The sequence below is a fragment of the Gilliamella sp. BG3 genome (assembly GCF_046635605.1).
Lineage (GTDB): Bacteria > Pseudomonadota > Gammaproteobacteria > Enterobacterales > Orbaceae > Gilliamella > Gilliamella bombi.
In genome coordinates, this window is the sequence record NZ_JBIDFE010000016.1 from 21,573 (window position 1) to 43,201 (window position 21,629).

The 21,629-nt window shown below is 34.3% G+C and carries 21 protein-coding genes; 10 read left to right on the forward strand and 11 right to left on the reverse strand.

Annotated elements, in window-relative coordinates:
• The first annotated feature begins 4 nt into the window (after positions 1-4).
• From ACGH6S_RS08510 to ACGH6S_RS08530, 5 genes are all read left to right on the forward strand, one after another.
• A complete protein-coding gene (locus ACGH6S_RS08510; protein WP_411578690.1) occupies positions 5-1,189 on the forward strand; it encodes a VWA domain-containing protein in 1,185 nt (394 codons plus the stop codon).
• A complete protein-coding gene (locus ACGH6S_RS08515; protein ID WP_411578691.1) occupies positions 1,186-3,360 on the forward strand; it encodes a hypothetical protein in 2,175 nt (724 codons plus the stop codon). Before ACGH6S_RS08510 ends, ACGH6S_RS08515 begins: the two co-directional genes overlap by 4 nt.
• Before the next feature lie 274 nt (positions 3,361-3,634).
• Positions 3,635-3,886 (forward strand): type II toxin-antitoxin system Phd/YefM family antitoxin, encoded by a 252-nt coding sequence (locus tag ACGH6S_RS08520; RefSeq protein WP_065609784.1) that lies wholly within the window; start codon positions 3,635-3,637, stop codon positions 3,884-3,886.
• Entirely contained in the window at positions 3,883-4,170 is a 288-nt protein-coding gene (locus ACGH6S_RS08525; protein WP_065609762.1) for a type II toxin-antitoxin system RelE family toxin, read from the forward strand. The genes ACGH6S_RS08520 and ACGH6S_RS08525 overlap by 4 nt, the downstream gene beginning before the upstream one ends.
• A gap of 305 nt (positions 4,171-4,475) precedes the next feature.
• Complete coding sequence (locus ACGH6S_RS08530) at positions 4,476-4,892, forward strand: hypothetical protein (protein WP_296318247.1); 417 nt, start codon at positions 4,476-4,478, stop codon at positions 4,890-4,892.
• Between the two features lie 84 nt (positions 4,893-4,976).
• On the opposite strand, the gene yccS is transcribed toward ACGH6S_RS08530, so the two are convergent.
• Positions 4,977-7,148, reverse strand: a complete 2,172-nt coding sequence (gene yccS / locus ACGH6S_RS08535; protein WP_202983889.1) for a YccS family putative transporter — start codon at positions 7,146-7,148, stop codon at positions 4,977-4,979.
• 509 nt (positions 7,149-7,657) lie between these two features.
• Between yccS and ACGH6S_RS08540 the strand changes: the two genes are divergently transcribed.
• On the forward strand, positions 7,658-9,196 hold the full coding sequence (locus ACGH6S_RS08540) for a hypothetical protein (RefSeq protein ID WP_411578693.1): 1,539 nt from the start codon (positions 7,658-7,660) through the stop codon (positions 9,194-9,196).
• 413 nt (positions 9,197-9,609) lie between these two features.
• Here ACGH6S_RS08540 and pgm read toward each other — a convergent pair whose 3' ends face one another.
• The 3 genes from pgm to ACGH6S_RS08555 form a co-directional block, all read right to left on the reverse strand.
• A complete protein-coding gene (pgm, locus tag ACGH6S_RS08545; RefSeq protein ID WP_296300842.1) occupies positions 9,610-11,247 on the reverse strand; it encodes a phosphoglucomutase (alpha-D-glucose-1,6-bisphosphate-dependent) in 1,638 nt (545 codons plus the stop codon).
• Positions 11,248-11,347: 100 nt separating this feature from the next.
• Positions 11,348-11,851 carry a hypothetical protein gene (locus tag ACGH6S_RS08550; RefSeq protein WP_065590464.1) on the reverse strand — a complete coding sequence of 168 codons (504 nt, stop codon included), beginning with the start codon at positions 11,849-11,851 and terminating at the stop codon, positions 11,348-11,350.
• Positions 11,852-11,873: 22 nt separating this feature from the next.
• Entirely contained in the window at positions 11,874-12,059 is a 186-nt protein-coding gene (locus ACGH6S_RS08555; RefSeq protein WP_065609748.1) for a hypothetical protein, read from the reverse strand.
• Positions 12,060-12,225: 166 nt separating this feature from the next.
• Between ACGH6S_RS08555 and ACGH6S_RS08560 the strand changes: the two genes are divergently transcribed.
• Both ACGH6S_RS08560 and gloA read left to right on the forward strand, forming a co-directional pair.
• The gene (locus ACGH6S_RS08560; RefSeq protein WP_085163798.1) at positions 12,226-12,726 is read left to right on the forward strand and encodes a glycine zipper 2TM domain-containing protein; all 501 of its coding nucleotides are present in this window, start codon (positions 12,226-12,228) and stop codon (positions 12,724-12,726) included.
• 211 nt (positions 12,727-12,937) lie between these two features.
• Positions 12,938-13,345, forward strand: coding sequence for a lactoylglutathione lyase (gene gloA / locus ACGH6S_RS08565; protein ID WP_065609744.1), 408 nt, complete (start codon positions 12,938-12,940; stop codon positions 13,343-13,345).
• Positions 13,346-13,402: 57 nt separating this feature from the next.
• Here the strand turns inward: gloA and gmk are convergent, their stop codons facing one another.
• A complete protein-coding gene (gmk, locus tag ACGH6S_RS08570; protein ID WP_085163796.1) occupies positions 13,403-14,026 on the reverse strand; it encodes a guanylate kinase in 624 nt (207 codons plus the stop codon).
• 194 nt (positions 14,027-14,220) lie between these two features.
• Between gmk and ACGH6S_RS08575 the strand changes: the two genes are divergently transcribed.
• Positions 14,221-14,925, forward strand: a complete 705-nt coding sequence (locus ACGH6S_RS08575) for an AzlC family ABC transporter permease (protein ID WP_065590468.1) — start codon at positions 14,221-14,223, stop codon at positions 14,923-14,925.
• The gene (locus ACGH6S_RS08580; RefSeq protein WP_065590469.1) at positions 14,912-15,235 is read left to right on the forward strand and encodes an AzlD domain-containing protein; all 324 of its coding nucleotides are present in this window, start codon (positions 14,912-14,914) and stop codon (positions 15,233-15,235) included. Before ACGH6S_RS08575 ends, ACGH6S_RS08580 begins: the two co-directional genes overlap by 14 nt.
• Before the next feature lie 90 nt (positions 15,236-15,325).
• Here the strand turns inward: ACGH6S_RS08580 and ACGH6S_RS08585 are convergent, their stop codons facing one another.
• The 6 genes from ACGH6S_RS08585 to hflD all read right to left on the reverse strand — a co-directional run bounded on the left by ACGH6S_RS08585 (position 15,326) and on the right by hflD (position 21,628).
• The gene (locus ACGH6S_RS08585; protein ID WP_174798107.1) at positions 15,326-16,225 is read right to left on the reverse strand and encodes a heme biosynthesis HemY N-terminal domain-containing protein; all 900 of its coding nucleotides are present in this window, start codon (positions 16,223-16,225) and stop codon (positions 15,326-15,328) included.
• A 10-nt stretch (positions 16,226-16,235) separates the two neighbouring features.
• Positions 16,236-17,678 carry a uroporphyrinogen-III C-methyltransferase gene (locus tag ACGH6S_RS08590; RefSeq protein ID WP_411579496.1) on the reverse strand — a complete coding sequence of 481 codons (1,443 nt, stop codon included), beginning with the start codon at positions 17,676-17,678 and terminating at the stop codon, positions 16,236-16,238.
• Positions 17,679-17,765: 87 nt separating this feature from the next.
• The gene (locus ACGH6S_RS08595; RefSeq protein ID WP_065590472.1) at positions 17,766-18,509 is read right to left on the reverse strand and encodes a uroporphyrinogen-III synthase; all 744 of its coding nucleotides are present in this window, start codon (positions 18,507-18,509) and stop codon (positions 17,766-17,768) included.
• Entirely contained in the window at positions 18,506-19,426 is a 921-nt protein-coding gene (hemC, locus tag ACGH6S_RS08600; protein ID WP_085163792.1) for a hydroxymethylbilane synthase, read from the reverse strand. Before hemC ends, ACGH6S_RS08595 begins: the two co-directional genes overlap by 4 nt.
• 135 nt (positions 19,427-19,561) lie before the next feature.
• Complete coding sequence (gene purB / locus ACGH6S_RS08605) at positions 19,562-20,932, reverse strand: adenylosuccinate lyase (RefSeq protein WP_296302483.1); 1,371 nt, start codon at positions 20,930-20,932, stop codon at positions 19,562-19,564.
• 48 nt (positions 20,933-20,980) lie between these two features.
• Entirely contained in the window at positions 20,981-21,628 is a 648-nt protein-coding gene (gene hflD, locus ACGH6S_RS08610; protein ID WP_296300847.1) for a high frequency lysogenization protein HflD, read from the reverse strand.
• Position 21,629 lies beyond the last annotated feature (1 nt).

Sequence of the window (21,629 nt, forward strand, 5' to 3'; positions counted from 1 at the left end):
TAGCATGATCGGCAATAAAAAAATCATTGATAAAAAAAATGTTGCTCATGTTAAGCGATGGCGATTGATATTAGGAAAATATGCAGATGGACACCTTAATCAGGCGACATTTAACCAACATGATCATAACTTAGAACAAACATTAAATTATCTTTATCAGCATGAATACCGCAAGCGAGGTTTAAAAATAGGTGATGAAGATAGTAGGGATAGTGTTAGAAAAAAGATTTCACCTGGTGGCAATGAAAATTCTGTATTTAACACAGTAAATTGGCTCAATAAAATGCGAAAACTGTTCCCTAAAAGTACATTTGAACGCATGCAACAGCAGGCGATTGCCCGTTATCAACTGCAAGGAATTTTAAACGATCCTAATGTTATTAAAGCGTTAGAGCCGAATTTGAACTCTGTGCGTTTATTAATGAATTTAAGAGGGCAATTAAAAAGTGAAGTCTATTTGGCAGTTAAAGAGCTGATTCAAAGCGTTGTTGATGAAATTTTACAAAAAATCAAATCCGATTTTGTTAATGCCTTGATAGGTAAAAGGAATCGATTTCGTCGTTCCAAAATACGTTGTAACCAAAATTTTGACTGGCGTGCAACAATTAAGGCTAATTTGAAACATTTTGATCAACAAAAACAACAAATGATTATTGAAAATGCGATTTTTAACTCCCGTGCAAACAAACAATTACCTTGGGATATTATTTTATGTGTTGATCAAAGCGCCTCAATGGATAGTTCAATTATCTATTCTGCTGTTTGTGCTAGCATTATGGCTAAATTACCTTCTGTTAATTTACATTTATTTGTTTTTGACACTCAAATTGTTGATCTGTCTCACTTAGCCCATGATCCTGTGGAAGTTTTAATGACAGTTCAGTTAGGGGGGGGAACTAATATTGCCAAAGCGCTCAATTATGCTGAACAAAAAATTAAAAATCCACAACGAACAATTGTGGTATTAATAAGTGATTTTTGTGAGGGAGGAGCATTAATTCACCTTTATGCAACTGTTTCAAGAATGAACAGTAATAGAGTCAAAATGTTAGGTTTAGCGGCGCTAGATGATAATGCTGATCCTGTTTATGATTTGCAAATATCGCAGCAATTAGCTAACCGTGGTATGCAAATTGCGGCATTAACACCAGAACACTTTGCTGCTTGGCTAGCGGAGGTTATGCAATGAGTTGGCAACATATCTATTTAAACTATGATCAAGAATCATTGGCACTTTATGCCAATATTGGCTTAGTTCGCCGTGCTCGTAAAGATATCGAGGCTAACAAAGTAAAATTAATTGAAAAAAACAATGAAGATTATTTAGAATTCAATGCAGACGGTCAGCAAGTTAGATTACCTGCTCAAGGTATTCAAGCTGCAAGTTGTAATTGCCCTGCTCACGGGCATTGTAAGCACATTATATCGGCTGTTTTATGGCTACAATCAAATGCTTCATTGTTAGAACATTCTATTACCGATAGCAATAACATCGATGATGAAAATCAAATTAAACCGTTAGATCAATCTAATGATTTGCATAAATCTGATAATAAAATAAGTACAAAACAGCTTGAAACAATAAGACCTTTAGCTAACGTGTTAACTGAATTATTGTCATTAGATGCCTCCAAACTTTTAAAAAAGGCAGGAAAAGCCAATATTTTTAAAGCTTATCAATTTGCGTGTAGTTGGCAAAAAAATCATTTAGTTACGATAGAATACCAAGATTCACAAATACGAATTATTGTACCAGAAAGCGATACACCTATTATTTATATGGCGGGTACTGGCTTTGATGGAATGATTTCAACTTTCTGTACAAACCAAAAAATGGCAATACATTTAGCAGCTATTGCTTATCTATTTGAAAAAAACAACAAAACATGGCCGTGGCCAATCCAATATCGACAAAGCATAACACATGAAAGTGATCAGCTTTCTGCTGATGAAATTACTTTGATTAAACAGATTCAACAGCATATTTGTAATCTTATCAATCAAGGTTTATCTCATGTGAGTCATAATCAAGCTGATCAATTACAATTACTTAATATGTCAGCAAGATCTCAAGGATTACCTCGTCTGGCTGCAATGCTTCGGCATCTTAGTCAATTGGTTGAGTTACTTGCCAAACGGCATTTTGCGGTTGAAGAACAAGATATACTTCTTTTTTTAGGGCAGATACAAGCCTATACCGAAATGCTATTACATCATCAAGGTGAACAACTTTTCAAATTAAGAGGTAGGATAAAACGCCAATATAAAACAGAATCACAGCCCCTTGAGCTATTACCATTAGGCGGTCGTTGGTGGCAAAGTAAAACAGGTGCCATTGGTGCAACTTTCTACTTTTGGGATATTGAAAAACAACAATACCAAGAAACAACATTAGCCAGATCCTATAAAAACGATATCAATTTTAATCGCACAATGATTTGGAACAGTATGTCAATATGGCAAACATTTCCTTATATGTTGATGCAAAAATCAATAAAGCTTCATCACCCTCGTTTATCAGATACTGGCGAATTGGCGATTCATGGTTCAACTGTTACTTTACAAGAAACAGGGTGGAATGATAACAATTATCAGGATTTTAGATCAAAAGCGGGATTTGAAAATTGGTCAATACTGAGCGACTATTTACAAGATAATCATTTAGATGATTCACCTCTTAATGAGATGTTAATTCTTCATATAGCAAGCTCAAATAAACCTTATTTAGATGAAATTCGACAAAATTTAGTTTGGCAAGTAAATGATAATGATGGAAATAGCCTTTTTTTATGTCTCTTTTGGGATGAATATGAAAAATTACGTATCGATGTTTTAAAGAATTTTTTAGAAACCAACAATCACCCCTTAACCGTATTTGTCAACTGTGTAAAAAATGACAACTTTTTGGATTTAGAGCCTTTTGCATTGCTTTACAAAGAGCAACTAACAGGAGATATCAAAACATTAAACCTTGATTTTGAAGACTTCTGTCATAAAAGTAAAAAAAATAATTCTAAACAAAATGTTATTATAAATAATTATTTAGCGCATAAAAAGCATCTAGGCGAAAATCATTATATGACAGATTCACTTTCAACCTTAATTATTCAACCACTTTTAACGATACTTGAGAGTATGGTATGTTCTGGAAGACTTGAATTATTCACTGATCAAAAACAGCAATTAATTTCGATTCAATATGATTGTGATACTTTAGGATTAAACACATTAAGTACCGTTTTAAATAAAATTCTCAGTCAACAACAAATAGCGGTAACACATATCTTACAAGCAGTTTACTTGTGTTATCTTTTAAAAAAGACAAACTACCAATTACCAATACAACTGAAAGATTTATGATATAAATACCTTATCGCTATTACATAACTCTAGTAGAAAATAATATTGTGTATTTTTGCGTTTATTATTCAGTAGAGCGTTATATTCTTTTATGCTAAATAAAGTTTTTAAATGTTATAAGACTAATATTCCAGTGTGATCGTAAGGTTCGTTTGGTACTATAAATAATACATAATTAGAATTATTTTAAAGGGTAACAAGCACTGATAAGACTTGTTAACAGGTCTTTAAGGTGTTATATTTAATATGCATAACAAAACAAGGGTATATGATCATGCCTAATATTATTTTGAGTGATACTACTGCAAGTATCAGTGAATTAAAAAAAAATCCAATGGCAACAGTGAATGCAGGACAAGGTTTGCCAGTTGCAATTTTAAATAGAAATCAACCTACATTTTATTGTGTTCCAGCCGAACTTTACGAAAAAATGCTTGATATGATTGATGATCAAGAATTAATTGCATTAGTTAAAGAGCGAGAAAAACAAAAGCTCGTTGATATTGATTTGGAAAGTTTTTTATGAAATACACCATCAAGTTTAGAAAGGATGCAGAAAAAGAATGGAAAAAACTTGATCGAACAATACAACAACAATTTGCAAAAAAACTACTAAAATGTAAAGAAAACCCTCATATACCAAGTAACAAGCTACGAGGAATCGTTAATTGTTACAAAATAAAATTAAAGGCATCTGGGTATCGATTGGTTTATCAAGTTCAAGATAATGTGCTAATTATTATTGTTGTCGCTATAGGAAAAAGAGAGCGTAATGAAGTTTATAACCAAGCGAGTAATCGATTGAAATAATTTAAATATCGTCATATTTTAGTTCAATTTTAATGACAACTTTATCTTTTCAATGACATCACCACATAATCTTAATATATAATAACTTTCATTCTGTAGAGAAACATATTTAACTAAAATTATTATAGTAAAATACTTAGAATTTTTACGTTAGGTCATTTTTTTTGATTTATTGCTACATTTAATATGATTAGTTGGCTTGATAGTAATCAAAAAATAATATGCTAGTATTTATATGTACATAACATTTTTAATATGAAAGAATTTACATGATAGATTTTAGGTTAAAATCCTTGAAAGAAAACATGTCGGGGCTAATTTTTGAGTTCGCAATACCTCCTTTTAAAGATTATTGTTGGAACGAAACATCAAAGTATCTGGCAGAAAACGCATTTAACTTTATTGAAAGCATTATATACAACAATGTACCTAAGTATCAAAACCATGGGCATTGGGGGAAAACGGAAGTTAATAAAAAACAGTGGTTCTTAATAAAATCATCATTAATCAAGCTTAAACAGAAGCTTGATCACTCTCTAAATCTAATAGAACTTGAACATGACTTATACGATTTTAAGTTTATTTTTGATAATGATTTGCAAGAAATGACAAATAATTTTTACAAGTATAAATCTTCTTTTTCACAGATGATTGGTGATTTTATAACATGGATTGATGATAATATACAAAAATACGGTTCAATTTATATTTTGGGTATATAACATTATTTATCAATAAAAGAATAAATGAATTAATTCTCAAATGCTAGTAATGTGGTTTAAAGTTCAATTCCCTTATTAAACCATTTAATGTTCCAATTCACTTGCAAGCATGACAACCTCAGGCAAAATATCCAAAATCAAAGCCAATTGTTGCATAACTAACAGATCATTATTTGTTTTATCATCATCAATTGAAACAGCCGAAATAGTTTCGATATAATCGGTGACGGATTTTTTAATAGCTTGGTATTCACCGTCGATCTTTTTAATGCTTAATAGATTAATAATATAGACTGACAAATCATCAAATAGATCGAAAGTCTGTTTTGAAAGAGGTTTATCGCGATGCGCACCTAAAGTCGAAAGATAGCTAATCAACGTATGATTAAGTGTTAACAAACGAAATCCCTGATCGATAACAACTGGATTCATATGCGGCTCTTTAGTCATCAAACTAATTAATGACGACAAATCTGCATTACTATCATGCGCCGCACGCCTAGCTAAACGATACATAACATCATTAGTTTTACCAGTCAAATACTGACGACCAATTAACGCTAAGTAATGGCTATCGTCATGGCAAACACGATCCACTAATTTAGGTAGATTTCTAAACTTCCAGTCAGGCCAAATAAAGCTCACAGCAAACCATGCAATAAAACAACCAATTAACGTTGCAATAATACGTGCGACCGCAACTTGAATACTACTTTCGCCAATTAAACTGAAACTAAAAAACACCAGTAACGTAATAAACGCAGTAGCATAAGCATATTGTGAATTCTTAAATAGAAAAAACAGCCAACCAGTGATAATAATCAACACCAACTGCTCAGGAACACTTGGAAATAAAAACGTCAACGGAATACCTACAATAATCCCTAGAATGGTACCGATTACGCGTAATTTTAACCGATATTTTGTAGTTGAATAGTTAGGTTGACACACAAACAAACTGGTTAAAATAATCCAATATCCATGCTGTAAATCGGAAAAATGAATCACCATATAACCAACAAAAAACACCACACACATACGAATTGCATGACGAAATAGTGCCGATTTTATGGTTAAATTGTTTCTAATCTTGGCAAAAATAGCATAAAAGCTGGTTAGTTCTTCATCGATTAATTGATTATCTTCTTCTGCTTTTGGCAAATGTTGCTCGGTATCAATATTAGCAAGTAACAGATCGATAGAAAGCAAATTTTGATGTAAACTCTTAAGCGCTTTAATCATCAGCATATCGCTTTTATGACTAGCATGATATTGATTAATAGCTTCTTCAAGATACGAAAAATAACGTGAAAACAGCGGATCATGTTGATAAGTTTGATTTAACTTAATTGTCATTGCCAATTGCGCACAAGCTTTCGCTTGCAAATTTAAAATACGAGCAAATCTAAATAAAATATCACTATGTTTAAAATGCACACTAAGCGCTTGATAATGTCCATGCGCTGAACTTGCTCGCTCATGAATATCTTGCGCGACAAAATAATAGCTTAGTAACTTTCTAATATAAGCTTGTCCACGATAGCTTTTTAAACGATTAAATAGCGAACGTTTTGTATTATTAAAAGCACTAATGAGTTGATTATTACTATTGTTTAATTGCAAAGTCTGTTTTTTAAAACCGTCAGACTCATCGGGATCAAACATCGCTGCCTTAGCGTCAAGATATTGTGCTAAATCAATAAAACACTGTGAAAGCGATTGTTGGGTTGTGCGAATAGGTTGAATGATCGATTCAATTAACGAAACAACATTATACCAAAGCGCACCTAACAGCAAAAAACAGGGCAAAGTGTAATTATCAGTAAACAAATTATGCCCAAGCATGGTATAGGCAGCAATTAAAAGTGATCCAAACGCAATCACACCGTAACGTTGCCCAAGCGAACCAAGCATGGTAAAAATAAATGTTGAAGAAACCAAACCAATAATAAAAAATGCAGGATAATCAAATAACAACTCGACTGAAAAAGTGGCAATAGTAAAACAGAACAATGTAAGAATTAAATTAATACAACGACTTAATAAACGAGTATCGATCTCGGTCAAACCAGCTGCCACAACACCAAGCGTAAGAGGAATAACTAGCGAGGTATACCCAAAATACCACGGAACTAAAGTCGAACCAGTTAAACTAATTAACATCCGAAGACTAAAAAGAAGATTACTGCTGTAAAAGACTTTACGTAAAGACAAAATAAATGTGTGCACGGTGTATTGGGTTTGGTGTATGTTCAAATAATAGCTACTAGAATACTATATTGCATCAATTAGGGAAAGAGATCAAAAAGTTGTTTCTTTTTAAGAAAAATAAAAATAACAATAAAATCAATAGTCTACCTGAGCGATTTTAGAGTAAGAAACACACTTATAGCACCACAATGTTAATAAGTTTGCCTTATCAGAGCGCCAAAATATGCCGATAACGAAGTAAAGCTAGCACGCCAAACTGGGCTATTGGGCGTGTTTGTGTTTTAGATGTTATCAGCAATATTAACCATTCCGTAAAAGTCAAAAAGTCTGAAATCAGACATCATAATTTAGTTAAAAAATTCACCTATTTTTATAACTGAATCATTTCTATCTTTATGTTTCTTTAAATTTATTTACATTTCTTTACAAAAAAGTCCGCCAAAAAACTAGCCAAAATTTTCACAAAAGATTATACTTTTACAGCTGATAGAAAATCAGCTTATTTAATAAGTTAATAAAAATGAAATGGAACATTCATTAATAGGTGAAATGTAATGGATTATTGTCGTAGGCGCAAGAATAGGCAGGCCTATATTTTAAATTCTCTTAAATCTTCAAATTATCAAAAACTCTTACAAACTGATATTTCTTTAGTGAAATTAGCGGATTTATTTATACCGCAACTAAAATTCATTTTTACATTCTCAAGCGTATGGTTCTTGACTCCGTTGTTGTTATTATCGTATTCATCGAACTCTCAAGCACTAACGGCTCATACAAGCGGTGTTATACAGGGTAGTGCGCCTTATTTAACATTTGACGAAGGTCGGACTAAGGCTATAACAACTGATGAGCTATTGGCTATCACATTATCCGATGGTAGTAAAATCACACCTAGAATTAATAGTTCCTCGTCTACAAAGCCAATTGAGTTACCCATAGATGGTCAAAGTTTTGCTGATATTAATATGCTGGTGCCAGCATCTACCAATTCAGTAAGTATAGACAGCTTAGTGACACTTTATCATTATTGGGGGGATGATGATGGTGATGGAGAAGGTAGCGGTGGAGTTAAAATAACAGGAAGTATAACGCTCAGGATAACCGATAGTGATGGTCAAGCAGTTAATCGTAATGATGTTTTAGATATTTGCAAGTCACCTTATAAAGTGGAATTAAGTAGTACAGACGGTAATATAAGCACTTATTACGGCATACCAAACACCAGCTCCTTTATAGGTCGTAAAGTAGCATATTATATCAAACCGAAGGCATCGCCAACCATTTGTTTTGTAAGACCGAATCTATTTTGGGGGGACGGATTAAGTGCTGGTCCAGCCGAAATATGGAACGACAAAAAAGGATTTTTAGTTCAATCAACCCATTCAGACTCATACAGTCAAAATTTCCCGACAACGGGAGCTGATAATTTATATTTTGATTTCATCATAGGTGGAGTTGACGTTGGTCAGTTGACTTGGGAAGCCGTTACTTTGGGGGGAATAACTGCTACGGTAACAAATGTTGTAGCTAGTGATAGATGGATTCCTAATGACGATAGAAGGAAAGTCGTAGCACGCGTTAAATTAACAGGGCCTGCAGCAAGGAGTAGTCAAAAACAGTCAGACACTCCCAGTATAATTTCCAAGCCAAGTTTACCACAAACGTTTGAATTAGTGGGTAAGGATAGTCGTGGTAATGTATTAAAATATGGATTTCAATTAAGGAAATGGTTCGTTAGTCGAAATAAAAAAGATATAGTTTCTAATCAAGAATCTTGGTGTAATAGTATAGGTTATCGTCTTCCACAGACAAGTGATTTGACTAATGAAGGTGAATCTGGACGTGGAGCTAAACCGTCTTCAAGTTATAAACATTATCAACGCCGAATAGGAGCTGGATTTCTTACAGAGTGGGGACCTTTGCATAATTACATTGATGGGGGTTTTGGCTCCTCTTTTTGGTCAAGTGACAGGAAAAAAGATCTCCATGATAATATAATTTATTGGCACGAGATAAGCCCAGCAGGTCGTTCTGTCTGGAAGAGCAGTGTTGACAGTACTGCGGCTGTTTGTGTTTTTAATGCTTTGTAAGGTGTAGATGGTAGATAGAAGTTATGGTGTTAATAAAAGACAAAACCAACGTAAAGATAAGTTCAAATAGGTAAAGTTTGCTGTGGGTACTTTAATGATTGAAAGCAAAAAAAGCGATTCGACTAGCAATACTGAAGGCTTACGCTTTTGCATAAAGTGCAAAAGCATTTTTTTAATTCACCACAATAAAAAAATCAACCAATAGTTATTTGATTTCACTTAAAAACTTTAATAAAATCAGTATTCTACCTGAGCTGTTTATATGAAAAATTCTACCGCTTTAGCTTAAAATTGTTCAGAAAACATATTGATTTTATTTGTGTGTTTGTTTTGATATCTTTCTAATAAAAGGATTATGTGAAAAAACAGCAACCAAATAGTTGCTGCTTTTTATTGCGTTTGTTTTTTTTCGGTTATTTAATCGCTTTTGCTACAATTTCTTGGGCTTCTTGTTGGAGTGTATTTAAATGTTCGTTGCTTATAAAGCTTTCTGCATAAATTTTGTAAGCATCTTCTGTTCCTGATGGGCGAGCGGCAAACCAGCCGTTTTTGGTTATCACTTTAAGCCCACCAATTGCAGCATTGTTAGCTGGTGCAGTGGTTAAACATTGAGTGATTTTTTCACCTGCTAAGTTGTCGGTGGTTAGTTGGCTGGCATCAAGTTTGGCTAGTTTTTGTTTTTCACTAAACGAGGCTGGCGCTTGGATTCGTCCATAATAAGAAACACCAAATTTATCTTCAAGTTCTTGGTACTGTTCTTGTGGATTTTTGTCTAGTTTAGCCGTCATTTCGGCAGCAAGCAGACATAAAATAATGCCATCTTTGTCGGTAGACCATACTTTACCATTCGTTCTTAAAAACGATGCGCCTGCGCTTTCTTCGCCAGCAAATCCAAGTTTACCATTGTAAAGCCCATCTGCATACCATTTAAAACCAACTGGGTATTCTAAGTACTGTTTGTTTAAGCTATTAGCAACTCGGTCGATCATTGAGCTTGTGACTAGTGTTTTACCAATAGCAATATCTTTGTGCCATTGTGGACGGTTTTGGAACAAGTAATTAACACAGGTTGAAAGGTAGGCATTTGGGTTCATTAGCCCTTTTGGTGTCACGATGCCATGACGATCAAAGTCGGTATCATTACCAAAGGCTAAATCAAATTGATCTTTTAATTTTAATAATCCAGCCATAGCCCAACAGCTTGAGCAGTCCATACGAATAACTTCGTCATGATCTAGATGCATAAAGCTGAAAGTTGGATCGACTTTGTTATTAACAATATTAAGGTTGATGCCATACTTTTCGGCAATGCGTGGCCAATAGGTGATACCAGCACCACCCAATGGGTCAACACCGATTTTGAGCGATGATGATTTGATAAGAGAGAGATCTAAGATATTTTCAAGATCGTTGATATAGTCGGTTTCGTATTCTTTGGTGTGGATGTAATTTGAATTTAGAGCCTTGTCTAAGGTGACACGTTTTACACCATTGAGTTTGTTTTTCAGTAATTCATTGGCGCGGTTTTCAATTTGTTTGGTGATGTCAGTATCCGCAGGTCCACCATTGGTTGGGTTGTATTTTATTCCGCCATCTTCTGGTGGATTATGCGATGGAGTGATAACAATGCCGTCTGATAGCTGTGATTGTTTGTTTTGATTGTAAGTTAAAATGGCATGCGAAATCACAGGCGTTGGCGTATAACCCCAATCACGAGCCATAACCACGGTTTGCTCATTGGCGACAAAAACTTCAAGCACTGATTTTAAGGCAAGTTCTGATAAGGCATGGGTGTCTTGACCAATAAAGCAAGGGCCTGTAATGTTGTTCGCTTTGCGGTATTCGGCAATTGCTTGAGCAACGGCTAATATATGTGCCTCATTAAATGTGCCTTTGTTTGAGCTTCCGCGATGACCTGATGTACCAAAAATGACTAATTGGCTAGCATTATCCGTATCAGGTTGGATTTGGTAATAGTTATTGCGTAATGTTTCAACGTTGATAAGATCTGATGGTTGAGCTAACATTCCTGCGCGGCTTTGCTTGGCCATTTTTTACTCCTCTTTCATAAAAAAATACTTTATATGACTAAAAACGCGAATCTGTTGAGTTTATATCACGTTTTTAGCTTTTTTATTTTTATTTAACCTATTAAGGTAAAAATGCGTTGGTGACTTGGTTTATCATGGTTTCAGATATGCCCATGTCACTCATTATTGATTCAATAATATATAATTTTCTGGCAGTATTAGTGTTGCTGATAACCCAATAAGGTGTACCAATGATTTCGCGGGGTTTTGTGTTTTTGCCTGATGTTTCTAGTAATTGTTTATCTTTGGCTAAATATTTTCGCTTGCTTCCATGTAAGGATGTTGCAGCTATGGCAAATAGTGCTGGATTATAGTTATACAACGCACTAAGCAGTAATATAAAGCGACTAATAATGGATTTCTCGTTTGTGAAAGCGTCACTAGTTAATAAGTCATTAAACAGTGGATAATGATTCTCTTTTTGTGCAATAGTCTGTTTTTTTGCCGATGTAGATTGGTTTATATTTAATAAACGTCGTAATATACTTGATGCATCTTCGCCAATGTGTTTAGTTTGGCCAGCAATAAATTGGTATAATTCTTCGTCGATTTCGATAGTTTTCATTATGTTACTTGTGCCTATTGTATTATTTCACGGGACATCCTAAAGCAGGAATTTTGCCTAAATGCGAATCATGGGCTGATTTGTTATCTAAACAATCATTCGATGGCTGTTTAATGGCAGCATTATCGGTTGTTGTAGGTGCTTGATTTGCATCATGACAAGCAGTTATCATAACTGATAATGTTAATAGAAAAAATAACCGTTTCATATATTCATTGCATAGTTGATAAATTTTTGTGCTGAGTATAACCTAACTTAAGCATAAATTGTATTGGCTATTGATAAAATAATGAAAATGGTATTGTTGTTTTAAAAAAAAAATATTATTCTAAACTGTGTATAAAAAGCTTATACTATTATTATATGAGGAATAAATTATGAAAAAAATCGTCACGTTAACTATTTTAGCTGCAATTTTATCTGGATGTAGCAATAGTGATGTTTATTCTGGCGATGTTTATACAGCAGATCAAGCAAAACAAGTTCAGCAAGTAAGTTATGGTACAGTTGTTTCAGTACGACCTGTTAAAATTCAAGCTAATGCGTCAAATGGTAAAAGTGAAAGTGTAGCAGGTAGCCTTGGCGGTGCTGTTATAGGTGGCGTTTTAGGTAATACTATTGGTAATGGTTCTGGCCGTGTGTTAGCTGCTGCAACAGGAGCTATTGGTGGTGCGATTTTGGGTGATGCTATTCAAAATAAATCTAGCCAAGCTAGTGGTGTTGAGTTAGAAATCAAGCAAAAAAACGGATCTAATATTGTTCTTGTACAAAAAGGTTCGGCTAACGATTTTTATGTTGGTCAAGCTGTTCGTTTAGTCACTAATGGTAAACAAATTAGCGCATCACCACGTTATGGTAGTAGTGTAAAAAAATAACGCTTAATTTTATTAGTTTTGGACATATTGTCCTTAAATAACAACTAATTTTCGCTCATCTCAATGGTGAGCGGATTACTTTAGCAAATAACTTGATTAAATTAATTATTGTTTTTTATCTAATCGATGAATTTTTCACAAAAGTTTGCCTGTCTGAATGCTAACATATAAGCTCAAACAAATTATTAATCGTATAAGGAACAACAAAGTAATGCGTATATTACATACTATGATTCGAGTTGGCGATCTACAGCGCTCAATCGATTTTTATACTCGTGTAATGGGAATGCGGGTGTTAAGAACTAGTGAAAATACTGAATATAAATATTCACTTGCATTTGTTGGTTATGGTGATGAAACAACTAGCTCAGTTATTGAGTTAACTTATAATTGGGGTACCGATAAATACGAGCATGGTTCGGCGTTTGGTCATATAGCTATTGGTGTTGATGATGTTGCTAAAATGTGTAATGACGTCAAACAAGCTGGAGGCAAGGTAACGCGCGAAGCTGGACCTGTAAAAGGTGGCTCAACTATTATTGCTTTTGTTGAGGATCCTGATGGCTATAAGTTAGAGTTGATCCAAAATGATCAGGCTGATAAAGCGTTAGGTAATTAATTTATTCCATAAAAATATCGCCACTTTTTTGGCGATATTTTTTCATCTTATTTCGAATTATTCCCCTAGCAAATCTACTAATAATTGCCTATTGATGATAGCTTGTTTTGGTTGCTCAAGGCTGGCAGTGGTAATAATGGCACTTAAGGCATTTAATGAGGTGTCAAAATCATCGTTAATAATGATATAGTCATATTCGTTATAATGTGAAATTTCAGCTCGGGCTTTTTGCATTCTTTTGGCAATCACATGGTTGTCGTCTTGCCCACGTTTAACTAGGCGGTTTTCAAGCTCTTTGAGCGAAGGTGGTAGTATAAATATGCTTTTTGCTTGTGGCATTTTTTGGCGTACTTGCCTTGCACCTTGCCAATCAATATCTAGAAAAACATTAATTCCTTGCGATAGGCTTTGTTCTATTTCGGCTTTAGATGTGCCGTAATAGTGGTCAAATACGTTGGCATATTCGACAAATGCTTGCCGATCAATTAAGGATTCAAAGTGTTTGTGATCCACAAAGTAATAGTGTTCACCATGCGCTTCTCCTGGGCGAGGATCGCGCGTAGTATGCGAAATTGATACTTTAGCTTGATGTTGATTCTTTTGCGCTAGGTAGGCTCGGATCAGACTTGATTTGCCTGCACCACTTGGTGCAGAAATGATAAATAAAGTTCCTGTATGCATAGATATATTTGTCACATTAATTGTTATTAAGTTATTTTGATTGTCATCAATATTAGTTAAGCGATATTATAGCAAATTTCGGCAATATATTATGGCTTATTGTGAATTAAGTTATTTAATTTGTCATTTTTAATATGTATTTGTAATATAGGTAATATTAATCTATAGCATATTGTTATTATTAAGGAATATCTATGCCATTATCATTTAAAGATGGAGTTTATGCTTGTATTCCAACGCTATTGGGGTATATCGGTATTGGTATTGCTGCCGGTGTTGTGGGTAAATCGGCAAATTTATCGGTACTCGAAATTACATTACTGGCTATTATTGTTTATGCAGGCGCTGCGCAGTTTATTATTGCTGGATTAATGATAGTAGCTACACCTATTTCGGCTATTATTTTTACTGTTTTTTTAGTTAATTCACGTCATTTTTTGATGAGTATGGCAACAGCTCCAGCTTTTCGCAAAGCATCGTTATTAAATAATATTGGTATTGGTAGCTTATTGACCGACGAAAGTTTTGCCGTGGCAATAAATGCGATTACAAATAAAGTGCCAGTTAATGCTGCTTGGATGCATGGCCTTAATTTAACGGCTTATATTACTTGGATTTTGTCTTGTTTTATTGGTGCTTTAATCGGAGAGTGGTTGCCTGATCCTACACAATTTGGTCTAGATTATGCTTTAGTCGCCATGTTTATTGGTTTGCTCTATTTACAATTGATTAGCGATAATAGCAAAAGTCTTAAAAATCGACTTTTAGCTATGTTAACGGTTGCTGTTTTGCTAATTTTCTTAATGCGTTTTGTGTCACCTGAAATGGCTATTTTAATCAGTACGTTTGGCGGTTGTTTTATGGGTATGGCAATGGAGAAAAAGCATGACAACTTATAGTTTATTGATTATTTTAGGTTGCGGGTTAGTAACTTGGTTGCCAAGAGTGATTCCATTTATATTAGTTCGTAAATTTCAGTTGCCTAATGTTGTGACTCAATTCTTGTCATATGTACCTTTATGTATTTTAACAGCGCTATTTGTGCAAAATTTATTTGTGGCAAAGGAGGGGCATTTTCCTGATTTTAATGTGGAATATTGCTTAGCGACAATTCCAACCGCAATTGTTGCCTTTTTGACTAAGAATCTAATGTGTATTGTGGTTGCTGGTATGTGCTTTATGGCGTTAATTCGCTATTTTATGATTTGATCTGTATCAATCAATAACTGAATTTTTAACCATTATTGTGAGTTCAAACTAAAACAGGGCAATTACCCTGTTTTTTTTGTTATATTTTTTTTATGTTCTTTCTTTTTGTTCAAGTTTACTAATCGATTTTAATATCTTTTCTGCTTCGTTTGCTTGGCCTAGTTGAGTTAGATAATTAGCCATCGCTTTTTGATAAGCCATATTATTTAAAATGGCTCTTGGTTGTTCATGCCACCATTTTACTAGTGTTTGTGCATCACTATTAGTCGATAATTGCTTAATTCGACCAATATAGGCTGCTTGTTTAAACTGATCTAGTTGCGACTCGCTGTACACTTTAGCTTTGTACATTGCTGGTAATAGGTCAATAATCGCTTGATAATCACCCATTTCATAATAAAGTTGATCTGCTAATCTAAGTACTTCAGCATTGCGAGGCTTTTCGTTTAGTAGCTGGTCTAATGTGATGCGTGCAGTTGTGTATTCTTGGTTTTTTAGTTGCAATCTAATTTGTACTAGCTGAAAGGCAAATAACTCATTAGGTTGGCAACTTTTAGCGGCTTGTTCTAGCGACTGATTAGCGGGGATTAATTCATCATTATCAATTTGAGCTTGTGCCGCAAGTAAATACGATAAGGTGGTATTTTTTGCCCCTTTGGCACTTTTGATAAATAGTTTAGCAGCTTGCTTATAATCACCTTCAAGTAATAACATTTGCGCTTGTTCAACACGTTTTATCGATTTTTTTGGCGACTTTAAGCGTAGCCAATTGCCTAATGCTGTTTTAGAATTAAAAATTTTATTCAATAAACAATAGATTAAATAAAGGCAAAGTAGACCAACTAATTCAAGTATCATAAATGAATTAAATGACATGCTGACACGATATTTGGCAAATTCAAATACCGCTGAACCTTGGTGCCCTTGTAATAATGGTCCCAAAAAGAATCCACCCACTAGTACTAAGAAAATAATTAGTATTTTTATCATTATTATTCTCCTATTTTGTTAACATTGAGCGAACGCGGGTTTGCATTAGTTTTTCAAGTTCGCCAATGCTAGTTAGGTTTTCAGGCACATTTTGATTGCTGATTGATTGATTTTGCAAATTTTCAAGTTCATTAATAAACGCTTTAACGCTTGGAGCATTCCCATCAAAATAAGCATTAACCCAAATTGCGGTTTCATTTAGTGCACGTTGGTAAATAAGTTCTTGATGTCTTGGTACGGCTTGCGCTGCAATCAATAAACGGAAGCGGATGTTTTCACGTAGGTAAAGCGACTGTTCCAAATTCAGTGGTGCTTTTAATATTTGGCATTTGACGATTTGTTTTTCGTCTTGTCCTGCTTGTTCTAAACAAGCCTTAAAGTTGTTCTCTTTGTCATCAAGTTTTTCTATGGTGATAAATTTATCCATAAAAGTCTTGGTACTGCTTAATAAATTATCAGACCAATCGTTAACCGATGATGATACCCCACTATTATTATCATTAGCTATATTGTTAATGTTTGTTTGTGGTGTGTTTGTAGCATCTTCGGCATATTGTGTCATGCCAAGATCGATATCTTTATAATTACCTACTAAAGGTAATTCGGTAAGCGATTCTGATAAACCGATTAAATTCATAATAATGCCATCGGTATCAGTAAAGCTTACTTGAGCAAGTGAATTAATATCCTTACTAATTGCCTGTCTTGCAGGCAATAGGCTTGGGTCATCAGCTTGAGTTAGGCTTTCGTCAGCACTTTTTAGTAGTAATCGTGCGGATGTGTAGTCTTGGTCACTCCAAATTTTACGACCAGCTAAATGTACTAAGTAATTGGCTTGTGAAATTAACCAAACATTGTGATCACTTGTTGACATTGCTGCTAAGCGTTCATTGATATTTTGTAAGCTTTGTTCTGTCAATTTTTGTGAATCATTAATTTGAGTTATTAATTGTTGCTGTAGCTGTTGTTGATCACTCAGTTTACGATCAATACGCTGTTCTAGTGAATTGAATTGCTGATTTTGTTTATTAACTGCGTCGGTAATACTACTTTGTAAATCATTTGTTATACTTTGCTTGGTTGTTTGTTTTAAATTGGCCAGCTCAGTTTGTAATATTGAGATGGTTTTTTTTTGTTTTTTAATTTCCTGTTGACCATAATAAAGCCCCAAACCACCTAAGCAAACAGTTAATGCTATAGCAATTATTGATAGTTTTGAAACGGGTGATTTGCTTGTGTTCTTAGTGTTATCGCTAACACTGTTTTTAGGTTGGGATTTAGATTCCACAGATGGATTGGATTGAGTGGTTGTTTGATTTTTTTTATCTTCTTTCATAGTGTTATTCGCTTCATTTTGAACCGCTGTTATCGTTATTTGACTAAACGAAGTTGTGTTTATTGTTGAAAGTGTTGCATTGGCACCGTAATATTTTGGTGGCATAAATAACCTCATTTAGATTTCTAGAAATTTATGTTGCATTATGACATAGAGTTAACATTGTTTTAAATAAATTTTAATTATTGTCTTAATAAGCAAGTGTCATAGATTATTTATATTATCGGCTATAGTATAATTTATCATTACAGCGTTAAAAAGCTTTTGATTATTCGCACTACTCACTAGTTGAACTTTTTGCCAATTAAGTTGTTTCGCTTTTGCAAAAATTCGTTGGCTTGTTACTACAAGATTAGCATGCATTTTATGTTCAAGATTGATATATAACTCAAGCTGGATTAAGTGTTCTAGACTAGTAATAATGATGATTTGATTTTCAATATTACTAGATAATATCTTTGGCGGATAGGTGATTGGCTCACGGCAGTAACACGTTATTGATTTTACTTTGGCTTTTCGATTTGTTAGTGTTTGAGATAATAATTGCCGACCTGAATTACCGCATAAAATTAAAACAGTATGATTTTGTACAGATTCTTGCTGTAGTTTTATCAATAATCCTTCACTGTCTTCTTGTTCTGGATAATTGACTTTAGTTGTGGTGAGCTGGTTAAATAATTGTGCTGACTTTTTTCCTATTGCGTAATACCGAACATTAGTTGGTAATATTAGATTGCCAATATAGGTTTTAATAACGTGTGTAACTTGTGGTGAAACAACGATTACAATATCGTTAGGTAAAAGTTTATTCAGTTGTTGTTGTAAATTTAGTAGGTCATTGCCTTGTGAAATAGTAAAAAATGGAAGATGTTGTACAGGCAAATTTGCTTGAGCAAATAGTTGGGTAAGGTTTTCACCCTCTGGAGAGGGTCTAGTTACATAAATCATCCGCCATTTAATTCCTTTAATATTGTTTTCGCACCTTGATCTAATAAGCGTTTTGCTAATTCTTTTCCTAACTTTTCGGCTTCAGTTATACTACCCTCTAATGTCCCTTTAATTATTTTAGAACCGTCAATGCGTCCAACAAGTCCTTGTAGTGATAAAATATTGTTATTTAATTGGCTATAACAAGCAATGGGCACTTGGCATCCACCTTGTAAAGCTTTATTCATTGCTCTTTCTGCTTCAATACAAACTCGGCTATGTTTGTCATCAAGCACTGAAAGAATCTCTAATATTTTTTTGTCATCTGCTCGGGTTTCAATACCAATAGCACCTTGTCCGACAGCAGGTAAAATTAAGTCAGTATCAATATATTGTTTGATTCTGTCTTGTAGTGCTAAACGTTTTAAACCCGCTGAGGCTAGTATGATGGCATCGTATTGTTGATTATCCAATTTAGCTAAACGAGTGCCTACATTGCCACGAAGATCTTTAATTTGTAAATGGGGATATTTTGCACGCAATTGACATTGACGTCGTAAACTTGATGTACCAATTATTGCACCATTGGGTAGCTCATCTATATTTGAATATTTATTTGAAATGAAGCTATCACGTACATCATCTCGCTTGCAAATTGTGGCTAATGTTAATCCTTCAGGAAACTCAGCTGGGATGTCTTTTATTGAATGGACAGCAATATCCGCTTCGTTATTTAATATTGCTTGTTCTAGTTGTTTTACAAAAAGGCCTTTACCACCAATTTTCGATAAAGGGCTGTCTAGCAATACATCGCCTTTAGTTACCATGGGAATTAATTCCACTGTCAAATTTGGGTGATTAGTTAAAATTTGTTGCTTAACAAAATTTGCTTGCCATAGCGCTAATGGGCTTTTACGAGTTGCAATGCGAATGTTCAATTAATTTCCCTATTTTTTGTTTAGGTGATTTATATTTAATGAGTAATTTCTACACTAGTGTGATTAATATGATCACCTGAAAGTCAATATGGCCTGATAGGGTGTGACTGTATCAGGCTATTTGGATTTAAGTTGTTATTCTAAATTGTCAACAAAGCTAACGGCATAACCAATATAGTTAGCTGGTGTTAACTGTTTTAGTCGTGTTTTTTCACTTTCGGGTAGATCTAATGAGTCAATGAATTCTTGCATGCCTTTTGCATCAACTCGTTTGCCTCGAGTTAATTCTTTCAATTTTTCGTAAGGTTTTTCGATACCATAACGGCGCATTACTGTTTGAATTGGCTCGGCTAATACTTCCCAGTTGCGATTAAGTTCTTCAAGTAAGTGGTCTTGGTTGACTTCGAGTTTGTTTAATCCTTTTAGGGTTGATTGATAAGCTATAATGGCATAACTAATACCTACACCTAGATTACGCAACACTGTAGAATCGGTTAAATCACGTTGCCAGCGTGAAATCGGTAATTTGCTACTTAAATGGTTCATAATTGCATTGGCAATCCCTAAGTTGCCTTCTGAATTTTCGAAGTCGATAGGATTAACTTTGTGTGGCATAGTTGAAGATCCGATTTCGCCAGCAACAGTTTTTTGTTTAAAGTGATTTAGTGAAATATATCCCCAAATATCTCGATCAAAGTCTATCATAATGGTATTAAAACGTGCTACACAATCAAAGAATTCGGCAATATAGTCATGTGGTTCAATTTGGGTGGTATAAGGATTCCATTTTAGTCCTAGCGAGTTAACAAAATTCTCACTAAATTTATGCCAGTTCACTTGCGGATAAGCAACCATATGTGCATTATAATTTCCCGTTGCGCCATTAATCTTCCCTAGTATTTCAACCGATTTTAGTTGTTGTAATTGGCGTTTTAAGCGGTAAGCTACATTAGCAAACTCTTTACCTATGGTTGATGGCGTAGCGGGTTGACCATGTGTTCTTGATAGTAGTGGTAAATCACGATAAGCGATAGCTTGTGAGGTGATTTTATCAATGAGTTTATTCCAATATGGCACTAAGACAGCTTCTCGAGCTGTTTTTAGCATTAACGCATAAGATAAGTTGTTAATGTCCTCTGATGTGCAAGCAAAATGGATAAACTCATTAATGGCGTGTAATTCTTCATGAGTACTCACTTTTTCTTTTAGAAAATATTCTACAGCTTTAACATCGTGATTAGTGGTTCTTTCGATTTCTTTAATGCGACTTGCATCTTGCACACTAAATTGGTCTACAATTTGATTAAGATGATTAATAGCTGATTGACTTAATGTTGGAACCTCTAAAATATCTGCTTGTGAAGCTAATTTTTGTAGCCAACAAACCTCGACCTGAACGCGGTATTTTAATAAACCATATTCGCTAAAAATGGTGCGTAACTCTGTGGTTTTTTCACCATAACGCCCGTCAATTGGCGAAAGGGCAGTGAGTGCAGATAATTCCATCGGTTTTACTCCGTTACAATATTTGAAATATCAGTTATAAAGTGCAAATTAGTTTGCGCAATTAATTTGGTCTAATAGTTCTTGTGCTGCTTTACAAATGCGTTTACGGCAAAAAAGAAACTGGAAACGATTTCCACCAACTTGATACCATAAAATAGCCGATCGAACACATCCCAAAAGGGCGGTTCTTACTTTTGCTTGTACCAATGTGTTTTGTAAAAATTCGATTTTGCCAACAACTTTTATTCTTGTTGATATCGGGCTGATGATATCAGAATAAATTCCCGCTAATGAATAGGACAGATCTTCAATATTAGTACTAACAGTTTCATCATTTATATCTAGATAAAGTCCTGAAATGCGTTTTAATCGTTGGTCAATTTTATCTAATGCGTCATTATTTTTTAATAATTTGCTAGTAATGCCAATTGTACCAAACAGGTAACGAATAATTTGGACTTGTTCTTTTTGTCCTGATAATAATAGTTGTATTACTGTTTGTAATCCTGTTTTGATATTTTTAATACCATCATAAACATCATCCGTTGTTTTTGGCGAGGTTTTAAACAAGCTTTTTATTGCTTGTTCATAAAGTGTAACATTACAAACGCCTGTGTTAGCAAGTTGTGGCACCAGTATTGCACTTTGTGCCGCACCAGCGAGGGCAATAGCAATATGGTGGTATTTATTATTCACG